This is a genomic window from Acidicapsa dinghuensis, assembly GCF_025685685.1.
Lineage (GTDB): Bacteria > Acidobacteriota > Terriglobia > Terriglobales > Acidobacteriaceae > Acidicapsa > Acidicapsa dinghuensis.
Genome location: NZ_JAGSYH010000004.1, coordinates 384,313 through 399,292, shown reverse-complemented (window position 1 = coordinate 399,292; position 14,980 = coordinate 384,313). Strand labels below are relative to the sequence as shown.

Below are 14,980 nucleotides of genomic sequence, written 5' to 3'. Positions count from 1 at the left end.
GTTTCAGATTCTCTTTGCCGGTCTACTGACCGGTGTAAGTCCAGCTCAGTACTTCCTGTGTTGCTGTCAGAGCGCCGGTGGCGCCGGTAAATCCGATATACGCTGTTGTAGAGCCAATCACAGAAGGTATGTCGATGCTGAAGGAGTCCGACACGCTTGCTCCTGTCACCGTGTCGGTGAGGGTTACGGTAAGCGTCGAGTTGCTGTATACGACATGAGCTTTTATCAGGTCGCCGCTCTTCAGATTGAGATTGGTCGTGCTCAGATCGATGCCACTGCTTGAGGTTGGAGCATCACCCCATTGCGCAACGCCAAATGAGTCTGTGCCGGAGCCGACCTGGTCAAAGATATCGAACGTTACGGCCATGCTGGCGCCAATGCCTTGATACCCCAAGCCGCTTCCGGAATAACCAACAGCCCATTTGCCCTTTGAGGAATTCTGGATGGTAAAGGTAAATCCGTTTGCTTTTGCATTTAAAAGCTTGAACGTGAAGTCATTGGTAAAGGAATTGACCGGCACTGCTTTTGGATAGAAAGCTGTGCGCTGTTCGACAGTGCCGCCATCTGTCAATACCAGTGCTCCATTGGTCACTGCGGCACCGTTGTTCAGACTGAGTTGGCTGGCACTAATGGCATTGCTTGCAAAGTTGACGTAAGTCGTTCCAGTCGGTGTCGCCGTGGTTGTGACCGCTGAGATCACATATGTAGCCGAAGTCACAGGGCTATTGGTGTATCCGGATTCGATTGCGATGGCTTCCAGGGTTTCGGAAGCGCTCACTGAGATTGCACCGGAATACTTGGTGGACGACGTGGTGGGCGTCGATCCATTGGTGGTGTAGTAGATGGTCGCTCCAGAGGAAGCATCCGAGATCGTTACAGACTGTGCGTTTGTGTAGGTTCCGCCGCCAACACTGAATACTGGCGCCGTGGTTGTGTTAGATAGATTGATCGTGAATGTCGCCTGGCCTTCGGTGCTGGTGGTCATTCCTTTTTCGACGGCAATTGCCTTGATGGTCTCTGTGGCGCTCACAGTGATAGGCGAAGTGTAGATTGCAGAGGAGGTCGTCGGGCCAGTGCCGTTGGTGGTGTAGTAAATCGTCGCTCCCGCCGTGGCGTCAGAGATGGTGACGCCTTGTGCAGAGGAATAGGTACCAGTCGCCGGCGAAAAGGTTGGAGTCGACAGAACCTTGCCGATCGTGTACACCGCTGATGTTACGGGACTATTTGCGTAACCTGATTTGACTGCAATCGCTTCGAGGGTTTCGGAAGCGCTGACAGAGATCGCTCCAGAGTATTTGGCCGACGATGTTGTTGGCGTTGTGCCATTGGTGGTGTAGTAGATCGCTGCTCCAGAGGTAGCATCCGAGATCGTTACCGACTGCGTACTTGCGTATGTGCCGCCGGCAACACTGAACGCTGGCGCTGCGGTTGTGTTCGGTAGGTTGATCGTGTACGCCGACGAACCCACAGCGCTGTTAGTGTAGTTGGTAGCGACAGCTATCGCTTGAACCGTTTCGGTTGTTCCGACAGTGAACGATCCTGTGTACTTCTGAGAGGAAGTAGTGGGCGTTGCGCCGTTGGTGGTGTAGTAGATCGTTGAGCCAGCAACGGATTCAGCAATCGATACAGTTTGAACTGACGTGTAGATACCAGGGTGTGGTGAAAAGGTTGGTGTCGGCAACACTGGCGCAATCGTGAAGGTGCCGGAGAGGACAGCACTGCTGGTCGAACCGGACTTGATCGCGATGGCCTTGATGCTGGTGTTAGATGAGAGCCATAGAGGTCCGCCATAGAAGGTTGAGGAGGCCGTCGGCGTCGAACCGTTGGTCGTGTAATAGATGTTGGCTCCGGAGGCGGAATCGGAAATAGCGAGTTGCTTCGACGAGGTGTAAGTACCTGGCGCAATCGAGAAGACAGGGGTGGGTAACTCCGCGGCGATCGTGTATGCCGCTACGGCTACTGTGCTGTTTGTGTAACCGGATTTAACCGCCAGGGCCTCGATGGTTTCCGTGGCACCGATCGTGGTTGGACCGCTATAGACCGTCGAAGATGTGGTAGGTACAGTTCCATTGGTCGTGTAGTAAATCGTACTTCCAGAAGTGGCTTCACTGATCGATACAGTCTGCGTTGTCGCATAGGTGCCGCCAGCGACCGAAAAGGCCGGAGTGGCGAGTTGAGGCGCGATAACGTAACTGGCCGAGGACACCGCGCTGCTCGATGAGCCGGAAGCAATGGCGATTGCGTTGAGGGTCTCATTTGCACTGACAGTGATGGCGCCACTGTAAAGATGCGATGAAGCCGTTGGCGTTGAGCCATCCGTTGTGTAGTAAACGGAGGCTCCCGATGTTGTATCGGTGATTGTTACCGACTGGGTTGTGGCATATGTACCGGCAGCGGGACTGAATGTGGGCATTGCTGTAGCAGCGGCGCCACCGGCCGTATAGTCCAGCGCCGTTGCCGAATGCGGTGGCAGGGTGATGGATGTGGGGCTCGAAAGTGAAGATGTTTCAATCGATACGGTAGCTGGCGCTTGCGTCGTAACAGTGCCTGTCGAGGTTTCGTTCATCGTATCCAGGCTGGAGGGCGCGATCTGACGCTGAGTCACCGCGCCTGTAGGCACGTTGGAACCGGTGAAGCTAATGCTGTGGCTGTTAGTCAGGTCAGTGTTGATCAGAACCAATGAGCGAGATGTTCCGTTCTCGAAGCAGAATGCATAGAGATAAGGAACGTTCGTCATTGCGGGCATTGCCGCCACTCCATTTGGAGATCCCGCAAAATTGTAGGTAACGTTATTGTTGATCGAGCACGAGTACATGGGACCAATGATGGATTGGTTGATCAGCTGTACTCCGAGGAAAGTGGGACGTGCGTTGTTTGTCGCGCCACCCATATCGACGACGTTGCCCCAAAGCTTCGCCGTCATATTGTTGCCTACCGGGTTCCTGAATTCTCCCAGGGCGAAGAAAGACTGTGGCCCGATGCCGTAATACTGCATATTGAGCAGTGGTTGCAATGCCATAACGGCCGCTTCTCCGCCGCCAGCATTGATGTAGTCCATGTGCTGCTGGTCAATCGAGCCGCTTACCGTTCCTTGGCCCCACTCATAGATATTGACCTTGCACTTGCTTGTGCCTGTAGCACCGCAGGTATTCTGCGATTGATAATCGTGAACCGACTGGTAGAAGTTGCGAATGTCAGATGGGTTCGTGACCTTTTCCCACGGATCAACCATGGCTGGCTGCCATAATGCGGCGTCGGTCGCGAAAGAGCTGACGGCTCCATAGGTGTAATCTTCAAGTTCGATAGAGTCTGGATGGGCGCGAGCAATCGCAGTGTCCGCGCTGTAGTTCACTGCGGTCTGGGCATTGAGGACGAGATCGAAGGAAGAGGCAGAGTAATAAGCATCGCCACGCATCGCTGCGAAGATGTCGCGTGCGCGGACGCTGTAGTCATAGTAGTACTCGGAGTTTGGGGAGGTGGAGCGATCCGGTAGCCCCTGACCGATGAAGGATGAGGCGTTCCAGCACTCGTTGCAGAAAGAGAGATGGATGACGCTGAACTCGTCTGTCCAGGGATTGATCTGTCCAAGAGCGGCGCGCTTCGCACCGTAAGTTGAGTTGGACGGACCTGCCAGAAACTCGATCAAGCTGGCGGCTTCGGAAGTGGAGAGTGTTACGGGAACCTCGAGGTAGGGAGAGGCATTCAGATACTTGCAGATGACGAGATAGTCTTCAAGGGAGAGGTTTTCAGAGCCAGCGCCACCTGGGCCGACGAAATATCCGGTGCCGCCGCTGGTGGGCATGTGCGCGTAGTCGGGCTGGGTCCAGTTGCTGATCGACTCCGCATTCTGGTTGACCCAGTAGCGCAGTGTTCCGGGATTGTTTTCATTGGAGGGACCGTAAAAGGTCTGAAGAGTCTGGACTACTTCATCTCGAAGAGCAGTTGTGTTGTTAGGATTGCCTGACGTTTTTTCAAAGCTGACGTTATCCAGATAAACCGAACCGGCTGTTGCTGTGAAGGAGAGGCCCCCTGCTGCTGGTGTGGTAGAGGAAGTTTCCGATGCCGTGCACGTCCACGTGTATTGTGTCCAGGTTGATGTCAAAGTGGGAGTATATGAACCACAGTTAAAGCCGTTGGACGATTGGCGGCTTGCAGAGACGACTAGTTTTGGAGTGCCTGAGGCTGCCTTGGCCCAGAACGATATCTGATAGGTACCGTTCATCAGGACGAAGATGTTATCTGTAGATTCGCTATCGAAGTACCAGGAGGCGCCAGCCGCCGAGCCGGATGCTGCGGCATTCATGTTCAAGGCCTGAGTGCCGCAGGTGGAACAAAGATCGGTCGTATCCGACAGTAATTGTCCGCCGCCGGAAACTGAGCCCGACAAGCCGCCGTGACCACCTGATTCCCACCACGATTCTGGCGTGGGGAACGTTATTTTGCTGAGGACGATAATGTCGCCGACCTGAAACGGAGCGCTGCATGGAGTAGCTGCAGTGATTGTGGGCGAAACCCAGGTTGTCACGCTGCTTGCCGGGTAGTTCGGACCGGTATTTGAGATGATTGTTCCTGAGCAACCAAGCTCAGCTCCGCCATTCTGCGACTCTACAACGGTGAACGATGCTCCGGTCCAGTAGTTTGCCGGAACTGTGTCATAAACGTCAGGAACTGTAAATGTCGTCGTCGTTCCTGAGCTCGTGAGAGCCCAGATCTGCCGGTTCTGTAGTGGCTCCATGCCTGGATTGGTGGAGCCAACCAGATTCTTTAGAATCTGGCCATTATCCCAATAATCAACTGTGCCGATGTTGACGCCGACGCGGCTGGTAGATGGCTGAACAATAGCACCATCGTTGAGAGTCAACGTCTGGGCCGCGACAGGTAAAGCGGAATTATGAATGGCGAGTACAGCAATAAAAGCCGCCAGACCAGATAAAAATTTCCTCATAAAAACTCTCCTAAAAACAGCCGCATGCACGGCAAGTTACCTTTCAAACCAAAGTCATCAATGCAGCAAAATATTCCGGCACACAAATCTTTGAACGCCGCGGTTGACGATCAGACCGTTAGGCGTCTTTGAATGCCAATCAAGTGCTTATGGGGCAACAAGTTAATCAAAGAATTGCCGACTCGTACGTTCCAACGCTGAAGTCATTCGACCCTGTTGGTTTGTACTGATTGAATCGGCAGCATGCAGCTGGACTACAACTGAAGTGTCATATTTTGGATACTTAGGTAACTATACCAAGGGAATCACATCAAAGGTACCTAAGTGTCAAAAAATCTTGACGAATCCAAAAAATGATGGCTAATTGTTCCGTTATTGAACTGGAAAGTCGATTAGAGGCAAAATAAAGGCGAAATGTCAGGTTACTGCGTTCAATTGCGGACTTCTCCATGCTTCCGTTGGTCATTATTAAGCTGCTGCGGCGAGACAGGTGGCACCAAGATTGCAAACACACTCCTAGGGACCGATGTAGCAGCAGTTGATCGGTCTGCAATTTCAATGGATTGCTGATGCCAAGGCGGGAAGAGAGTATTGCAAGTAGTCAGGTTAAAAATTCACCCAACCAGTCAGCTCTCGCTGCACATTCTGAGCAAAGACATCAAGCCCGATTCGATAGAGTCGGCAAAGGTTCTCGGGTTGCCGAGTATCAAAGGATCAACGCCCAAGCTCTAGATATGCTTTATGAACATATGACACCATATCCCCCCTCGTGTGTGCAATAGAAGGGATTGTCAACTTAGAAAATTAATCAATCGCTTTATGACGATGGGTCTGCCACTTAGGAGGCAGTAAATTCGGCTGAAGAGCGCCTGGCAACCTGCTGGAGGAAGTGGCTGGCTCCAGCACAAATGGGTAAACAGAGATATGCCGTGGTGGATATTCGTTGCATCGATGGACGAAGCAAACGGAAACAGCCGCGGGAACGGGAATAATCTTTGATGTTCCAGACGCGTTATTGAAAGACACGCTGAAAAGAGAAGCGTGCGTTTTCTGTCTCTTTGTCGCCAGCTACCTGGAGAGCAGAAGGAGCTGCAGAGAGGCGCGTCCAACCGATCAGGAGAAACGCGAGTTGAGGTATTTGCTCTCCCATATACACGGTGGTGAGGGATACCCAAAGCACCGAAAGTGCTGCGAGTAGTGAGAAGGCAAAAGCCTGGTCAAGATTATCGCGTGCGGTCCAACAACGCTTGATAGTGCGTCGCAAAGATTCTGCGACTATCAATATTAGAAGTACATAGCCCGCATCGCCATAAGCGATGTGGACCAATAAGAATTCATTGTCGATGGACGCCATGCTCGGGAGAATCGGGCGACTGAGCATGCTCCAGCCAAACATGCCTCCTTGCTTGACAATCGGGACGTAGAGCTCGTTCATGCGCCGGCGATACAATGCACTGCCCTGTTGCTCATTCTTGACATCGGCGCTGCTGGAAACATTTGTATAGCTTTTGAAATACGTGAATGCAGCGATACCGCCAACACATAAAATGAGTGCGACCAGTATCATGGCTGTTCGTTTATTCTTGAATCTCGGAATTTGAACGATGAGGTATCCGGCAGCTACAGCAATCATTGGGCCGCGCGATTGAGAGAGATAAATATAGAGGAGCAGAACCAATCCGGGAATGTGGTATTTCTCCATCCACGAGAACCGTTTTCCCAATATTTGCGTGCTTGCCGGGCTCCACTTGCGCCAGTAGAAAAGGCATACATTCAAGACCGCGCCTAACGCGAACGCGATGCCAGCCAATTCCGCATCATTAAAAGATCCTGACATTCTTCCATGTCCTGCTCGTATCTGAACTTGAGGATGAACGGTCCCTACGCCAAAAAGCTTCATCCCAAGTACACCATAGATGTTTTGTCCCAAGCGCCATTCGATTAGACCGACGGGCCCCAACAGCAACAATAAGATAGTGATTCGTTTGATTGTGACCAGGCGGAGATCCGAATCCGCAACGTTGCGGCCAACCACATAGGTGAGACCAATCGAAACGCACGTCATTATGGCGCTGAAAATGCCATCGTTCAGGATGTTTTCCTTCAGTACTTCACTGATGCTGGTGGAGATCAGGAACAGCAGAATGAGAAGATCCAGGAAGTTTGGAAATCCTTTGGGACGTCTTCGAAACAGCGCGGCTATGCCGAGCGGGATCAAGGCTGCCTGTGCCGCTGAGATGGGCGGAAGATGTGGCAAACGGCAGTAGTACCCATCAGGAGTCAATAGCAGTAACGGGAGATATACCGACAGAAACGCAGTCTCAATCTTGCCGCGAAGCACGAGAATCAGTGAGATGAGTCCTGGGAGGAGGAACAGTATACTCATTATTTCAGGGTAGCTGATCCGGAGAGTCCGGCGGCAGTAGCATGTATCCCCAATTGGTGCTACTTTAGGCCCATGAATCCATCCAGCAATGAGCATCCCGATGCAGGATAGGCTCTGGGTGTGGACTTATTGGGCGAAGATGTTGAGAGGAGCTCAGGGATTTTGAAGTTGCATTACTGCTCGACGCGGGATATCGCATGAAGCTCGTTTTCCTTCTTCCTCAGGAAGGGAGTTTCCCGATTGGTGGTTTCAAGATCGTTTATGAATACGCCAATCGATTAGCAGCGCGAGGCCATGACGTTACTGTAGTTCACGTGGCGCATATGTACCTTGCAGGGGCAAAACGAGGAATCTCAGACCGGCTCAGACCGTTTCGGTGGCTCGGTTTTGCGCTGTCTGGCAAGTGGAAGCCGCATCAGTGGTTCAAGTTTAATCCTTTAGTAAAGTTGTCTTGGATTCCTACTCTCATCGAGCAGTTCCTGCCGAAAGCAGATGTGTACGTGGCAACCTGGTGGACCACGGCAAATCGCCTCGCATCAATGATTGGTTTGCCGGGCAAGAAGCTTTATTTGATCCAGCACCTCGAAACCTGGCTCGGATCGGATAAGGAAGTGATGGCCACCTGGACCGCTCCTCTTGAAAAGATCGTCATCGCACGCTGGCTTGCCGATATTGCGCGTGAATTAGGGGAACAGTGTCATTACATCCCAAACGGGCTCGATTTCAGCCGTTTCGGATGCGATGAGCCCATCGAGAATCGAATTCCGACAAGGGTCGCCATGATGTTCAGCCATAGTTTGTCCTGGAAGGGTTCTTATGATGGGCTTGCCGCTTTAGCGAAGGTCAAGGAACAATATCCGGATTTACAAGTAGAGACCTTTGGTATCGAACCACGCCCCGACAATCTGCCCGACTGGGTCGAATATCATCGAACCCCCGCTCAGGCAGCGTTGCGCCGAATCTATAATCGAGCGGCAATTTTTGTAGCCCCAAGCCATAGCGAGGGCTGGGGGCTGCCGCCATGCGAGGCGATGATGTCTGGAGCCGCTGTTGTAGCCACTGACATAGGAGGGCACCGCGAATTTTGTTCTCCGGATGAGACTGCGTTGCTGGTACCGGTGCAGGATGCGGAGTCCCTGGCGAATGCGATCAAGACGCTGATGCAAGACAATAGCTTACGGATAAGAATTGCCGACAATGGGCGTCAGAACATCCAGCGGTTTACCTGGGACGCCGCTGTCAGCGAGTTCGAGCGGGTCATGAAAATCGAGCCGGATTCTGGTAAAAAATAAGACGTCTGTTCACTGTGCGCCCTCAGAAAATGAAAGGCTGCTCTGACAATAGAGAGCAGCCTTTCATTTTGGAGCAAAGGATGTTGAATCGTATCCTACGGGGCGGTGTAGCTCCAGGTAAGAACATTCTGTGTCGCCGAGAGTCCACCAGTGCCTCCAGTGAATCCGACATAGGCTGTGTTGCCACCTACAGCAGATGGGATGTTCACCGGATAGACCTCCGTTACCGAAGCGTTCGTTACTGTGTCTGTCAACACCAGTGTGAGGTTTGTGCCGTTGTAGGTGATGTGCGCGTGCATAATGTCTTCGCTATGGAGATTAACGCCCGTTGAGCTGAGATCTGTGGAGGGAACCGTTGGCGAAGCTCCGCCTGTGTAGAGTCCAGTAGAATCGTTACCCTCACCGGCGTTGTTATAAAGGTCGAACTTGACGGCGACGCTATTGGAAATGCCTTGATAGCCGAGGCCACTGCCGGAATATCCAAGGGCCCATACATTGTTGCCTTGGATTGTGAACGTCATGCCGTCTGCAGTGGCGTTCAGCTGCTGGAAGGTGAAATCGGTCGTGAAGCTTTGCACGGGAACTGGTGTGTTGAACCATGCAGTGCGGTTTTCATTTGATCCGCCATCAGTCAGTTGCAACAAGCCATTGGTGACGGTGGCGCCATAGTTGAACGACAGCAAGCTTGAATTAAACCCACCGCTTGCATAGTTGATGTAGGAAGTGCTGCCGGAAGAGATTGTGTATGCGGCAATCGCAACGGCACTGTTTGTGTATCCGGACTTCACCGCGATAGCCTCGAGAGTCTCCGACGCGCTGACCGTGATGGCTGCGGAGTAGACGGTGGACGACGTGGTCGGCGTGGTTCCGTTGGTTGTGTAGTAGATGGTGGTTCCCGCGGTTGCGTCGCTAATGGTGACCGACTGAGCCGAGGTATAGGTGCCTGCGGCAACCGAGAAAGTGGGCGTCGGTAAGGTTGTATTTATGGTGTACGCCGCAGAGGCGACAACACTGTTTGTGTATCCAGACTTCACGGCGATGGCTTCGAGTGTTTCTGAAGCGCTGACCGTGATGGGTGCGGAGTAGACAGTAGATGACGTGGTCGGTGTAGTTCCGTTGGTGGTGTAGTAGATGGTGATTCCGCTGGTTGCGTCGCTGATGGTGACCGATTGGGCCGAGGTATAGGTGCCTGCGGCAACCGAGAAAGTGGGCGTCGGCAAGGTTGTATTTATGGTGTACGCCGCAGTGGCGACAGCGCTGTTTGTGTATCCGGACTTCACGGCGATAGCTTCGAGTGTCTCTGAAGCGCTTACCGTTATGGCTGCGGAGTACACGCTAGACGACGTGGTTGGCGTAGTTCCGTTGGTGGTGTAGTAGATGGTAGTTCCGCTGGTTGCGTCGCTGATCGTGACTGTCTGTGCCGCGGTGTAGGTTCCTGCCGCAGGCGAGAAGGTTGGTGTGGGCAGCGTCGGTGTGATTGTGTACGCAGCCGAGGCGACGGCGCTGTTTGTATACCCGGACTTCACGGCGATGGCTTCGAGTGTTTCTGAAGCGCTGACTGTGATGGCTGCGGAGTATACGCTAGACGACGTGGTCGGCGTGGTTCCGTTGGTGGTGTAGTAGATGGTGGTTCCGCTGGTTGCGTCGCTGATGGTGACCGACTGAGCCGAGGTATAGGTGCCTGCGGCAACCGAGAATGTTGGCGTCGGCAAAGTTGGAGTAATGGTATACGCCGCAATGGCAACGGTGCTATTGGTATAGCCGGATTCGACAGCGATAGCTTCAAGGGTTTCTGAAGCGCTCACCGTGATAGCCCCGGAGTATACGGCGGAGGAAGTGGTTGGTGTAGTTCCGTTAGTGGTGTAGTAGATGGTGGCTCCGCTCGTCGCGTCGCTGATGGAGACTGATTGAGCCGAGGTATAGGTGCCCGCGGCGACCGAGAATGTTGGAGCGGGCAGTGCAGGAGCGATCGTGTAGCTTGCCGAAGTGACGGGGCTGTTCTGGTCGCCAGATGCTGCCGCCATGGCTTGCAGCGTTTCACTTGAACTTACAGTGATGGGGCTTGAGTAGACCGAGGACGACGTGGTTGGCGCGGTTCCGTTGGTGGTGTAGTAGATCGTTGCTCCACTCGTTGTGTCGCTGATGGAGACGGTTTGTGCCGAGGTATACGTTCCACCTGCGACGCTGAATACAGGCGCTGCGGCAAAGCTGCCGGCCGGGCTGACGAAACTCCATGAAAGAACATTTTGCGTAGCTGAGGAACCGCCTGTTCCGCCGGTGAAGCCAACATAGGCCGCGTTGCTTCCCACCAAGCTCGGAATATTGACCGGGAAGACCTCGGTTACGGTGGCGTTGGTCACGGTATCCGTAATAGTGAGAGCGAGATTTGTTCCATCGTAGACGATATGGGCGTGCATAATGTCGCCACTATGGAAGTTAATGCCAGTTGAGCTTAGATCAATGGCAGGTACCGTTGGAGAAGCGCCATCGGTGTAGAGCCCAGTGGAATCGGGGCCCTCGCCCGCATTGCTGTAGAGATCAAATTTGACCGCGACACTGTTAGGAATACCTTGGTATCCCAATCCTCCTCCGGAATACCCGAGAGACCAGATGTTATTGCCCTGGATGGCGAACGTCATGCCGTCGGCAGTCGCGTTGGTTTGCTGGAAGGTGAAGTCGGTGATAAAGCTCTGAACTGGAACAAGGTTTGTAAACCAGGCAGAACGATTTTCGTTGGTGCCCCCATCTGTCACGTTCAGCACTCCGCTATTGACTGCGGCACCATAGTTCAACGAGAGTTGCTGAGCGGTGAAACCGCCGCTTGGATAATTGATATAGGTCGTCTGGCCGGAACCGATTGTATAGCTGGCTGTGGCCACCGCGCTGGTGGTATAGCCGGACTCCACAGCAATCGCTTCTAGCGTTTCGTTGGAACTGACGGTGATGGGCGCCGAGTAAACACTGGAAGATGTGGTAGGCGTGGTTCCGTTTGTTGTGTAGTAAATAATCGTTCCAGCAGTCGCGTCTGCAATGGTTACTGACTGGGAACTGCTGTAACTTCCGCCTGCCGGTGAGAATGTTGGTGTGGGCAGAACGGCGGCGATAACATAACTACCGCTCGTCACCGGGCTGTTGTTGTAGCCGGATTCCGCTGCAATTGCTTCCAGTGTTGTGCTCGCGGAAATTGTGATCGGGCCGGTATACAGCGTTGAAGCCGTTGTCGGTGTAGTTCCGTCTGTCGTGTAGTAGAACGACGCGCCTGCGGTTGAGTCGGAGATTGTTACTGTCTGTGCGGCTGTGTAGGTTCCTGGTGTAGGTGAAAGGGTTGGCGCCGGGAGTACAGGAGCGACACTGTAGGCGGCGACGTTGGGAGCACTTGCTGAATAGCCTGGAGCCACGGCAATCGCTTCCACAGTCTCCTGGCCGTTGACCGTAATTGGCGACGAATAAACAGTCGAAGAGGTCGTAGGCGTGGAACCATTGGTCGTGTAGTAGATAGTAGCTCCGCTCGATGAGGTTGACATCGAAACTGTCTGCGCGGTGCTATAGTTGCCGGCTGGAGGGCTGAACAACGGAGACGTTGTGAGAGGAAGCGAGGTATCGCCTGTGTTGTAGCTCCAGGACAAGATCTTTTGACTGGATACCAGGCCACCCGTGCCGCCTGTGAAGCCGACATAGGCAGTATTTCCGCCAACGATTGACGGTATGTTTACCGTCCAACTGGTCGAATAGGAGGCTCCGGTAACCATATCGTCGAGATACATCGAGAGGATGGTTCCGTTGTACGAGAGTGTCACCTCAATGGTGTCGTCACTATGCAGATCGATGCCGGTATTGGTGAGGTCGATCGCAGGAACGGTCGGGCTTGCGCCATCTGTATATAAGCCGGTCGAATCGTTGCCTTCTCCCGCATTGTTGTACAGGTCAAATTTGATAGCAACGCTGTTTGGGATGGATTGATATCCGAGTCCAGCTCCGCTGTAGCCAAGAGAATAGATGTTATTGTTCTGGATCGTGAAAGTAATGCCGTCGCCTGCAGGGTTTGAGAGCTGGAAGTGGAAATTTGTAGTAAAGGATTGAACGTTAACGGGCTGGTAGTACCATGCAGAACCAGCCTGTCCCTGGGCGCCGCTCGTCAACTGCAGGCGAGAGTCGTTCAGTTGAGTACTTCCATTCAGATCGACGATGCCAGCTGTGCTCGCGAAACCTGTTGGGAAGTTGATGCCGGTCTGGCCTGTTACGAGCGTATAGGTTGCGCTGGAAACATTGCTGGTTGTGTAGCCTGATGCGACGGCGATCGCATTCACGGTGGTTGTGGAGCTGAGCGTGAACGCGCCTGTGTATTTGGTGGACGATGTGGTTGGAGTAGATCCGTCCGTGGTGTAGTAAATGGTTGCTCCAGTCGTGAAGTCGCTCAGCGTAACAGAGATGGGCGGCGTATAGCTGCCTGCAGCGGGGCTGAACGTCGGTGCGCTGACCTGAGCGGCATTTGTGTAGGTAGCTGAAACCGGTTCGCTCTGCAGATACCCACTGGCGCTGGCTATAGCTTCGATTGTGGTTGTCGCAGAGATAGAAATAGGTCCTGTATAGACCGTGGATGACGTAGTTGGAGTCGCCCCGTTGGTCGTGTAATAGATGGTTGCTCCGGGAGTCGAATCGGTAATGCTTACACTCAATGTTCCCGAGAAAGACTCTGTTCCAGGACTCAAGACAGGTGTCGCTGTAAGCGAAGCTCCGTTGAGCAACCCGTAAGTGCTGATTTGAGTTTGTGTGCCGACATAAACTTTGCCATTCACCACGGTCGGAACCGCAAATTTTACGGCATTGCCTGGGTTATCTCGAGTGGAGTTGGTGGCGCTTGAGTAGAGCGTTGTCGCTGCATTGCTGGCACTGTGAGCCTGGAGCACCGCTGGTCCACTGGTGTTGTAAGCGTCTGTTTCGAGTGACCACACAATACCCTGCGTGGTGCCGTTTGCAGAGACGACTGGATTGGCTCCGGGGTATCCGTAGGTTTCACTCGATACAGCGGTAGGTCCGGTCAATTGGCCCTTGACCAACGGAAAGGCCTTTAGTGTGTCATTGGTGCCCCAGTAATACACTGTGCCGTTCCAGTAAGCGGCCGAGCTCCAGGCTCCGTTTACGCCGACTGTGTAATTCATTTCCTGGACAACCTGATCGCCGGCCGTGTTGTAGCCTCCCAGATTCTCCCGGTTGAGCAGGTAGACCGTGCCGGTTTTGCCCGTCTGCACCAGAAGGTTGGGATAGCTGCCGGTGGTTTGGGTCGGAGCAAGCATGATGCCGCCAGAAGCCAGATCTTCGTCATAGGCGTCCATGTTCGCCTGATTGTAAGGAGTGAACTCATCCGTTACAGTAGGAACGCCGTTGGTGAGATCAAGATTCAGAACGCTGTCGCCGTAATCCATCGAAGACGAATACGGCTTCGTTGCGGTGTAGTCGCCGTTACCGGTTGGAATGAACATCCGGCCATAAGGATGATTTACAGGATCGTTAATTTCGGCCGCCAGGCCCCCGCCGGCCATCCACACGCCAGCGCCTACACCGTTGGGCGAGGTGCAAAAGACGCCGGTTTGTTGCAGCGTCGCGGCGTTATAGCCAAAGATCCATCCGTGCCAGGGCCCGTTGTCTCCGTGGGATGCGAAACCGATATAAACAATTCCATTTTGCAGCAAAAGGCCAGGCCGCTGATTCTGCCAGAGATTGTCAAACGTGAGTGATCCACCTGAGCTGCCATTGCCGGTTCCTGAAACAGTTGCGGTGATCACAACCGGGCCACCGAATTTCTCCGCGCCAGTCGTGACATCAAGCGCATGTAGACGCTGAACATAGCCGCTACCCTCAGCTGTCGCGCTTACTACATAAAGAGTTCCGCTTGTCGGATCTATCACCGGAGTACCGGTGATGCCGACTTGAGGGATGATGTCGGTGCCGACCGTGTTTGAGGAAATCGTAGTGGCTCCTGCAGCAGCACCGTGCGCAGCCGAAAGCATCGAAGCAAACCATAGCGGATTCGCATTCGCGCCGCCATTTGTGTCTGCATCGAATGCGTAAACACTGTCGTTTTCTGTCGCAACGTAAACGACGTTATGAGTCTGTCCGCCGATGCTGACGTTTGCAAGATACAGCGGTTCCGCATAGACATACCCGTCTACTGCATGAGAAAAAAGCAGACCAAACTGGCTTGTGTTTACATCACTGGGGTTAAGAATGGTTTCATTCAGGTTTTGCCCCGTACGGCCGTTGTCGTAACGCCAAGTGGTTACGTTTACTTGGGCGTTTGCAACCGCAAATCCCATCCACGCCAAAATTGCTGCAAAGACAAACCTGTTTCGCATTCTT

General features: G+C 53.3%; 4 protein-coding genes. 1 reads left to right on the top strand and 3 read right to left on the bottom strand.

Features of this window, described 5'->3' with window-relative positions; genetic code table 11:
• Positions 1 to 22: 22 nt before the first annotated feature.
• Positions 23 to 4,945 carry a chitobiase/beta-hexosaminidase C-terminal domain-containing protein gene (locus OHL22_RS12545; RefSeq protein WP_263337683.1) on the bottom strand — a complete coding sequence of 1,641 codons (4,923 nt, stop codon included), beginning with the start codon at positions 4,943 to 4,945 and terminating at the stop codon, positions 23 to 25.
• Between the two features lie 1,012 nt (positions 4,946 to 5,957).
• Positions 5,958 to 7,286, bottom strand: a complete 1,329-nt coding sequence (locus OHL22_RS12540; protein ID WP_263337681.1) for an O-antigen ligase family protein — start codon at positions 7,284 to 7,286, stop codon at positions 5,958 to 5,960.
• Between the two features lie 242 nt (positions 7,287 to 7,528).
• Here OHL22_RS12540 and OHL22_RS12535 point away from each other — a divergent pair, with 242 nt between their 5' ends.
• Positions 7,529 to 8,623 (top strand): glycosyltransferase family 4 protein, encoded by a 1,095-nt coding sequence (locus OHL22_RS12535; protein WP_263337678.1) that lies wholly within the window; start codon positions 7,529 to 7,531, stop codon positions 8,621 to 8,623.
• Between the two features lie 95 nt (positions 8,624 to 8,718).
• On the opposite strand, the gene OHL22_RS12530 is transcribed toward OHL22_RS12535, so the two are convergent.
• Positions 8,719 to 14,976 carry a chitobiase/beta-hexosaminidase C-terminal domain-containing protein gene (locus OHL22_RS12530; RefSeq protein WP_263337675.1) on the bottom strand — a complete coding sequence of 2,086 codons (6,258 nt, stop codon included), beginning with the start codon at positions 14,974 to 14,976 and terminating at the stop codon, positions 8,719 to 8,721.
• Positions 14,977 to 14,980 lie beyond the last annotated feature (4 nt).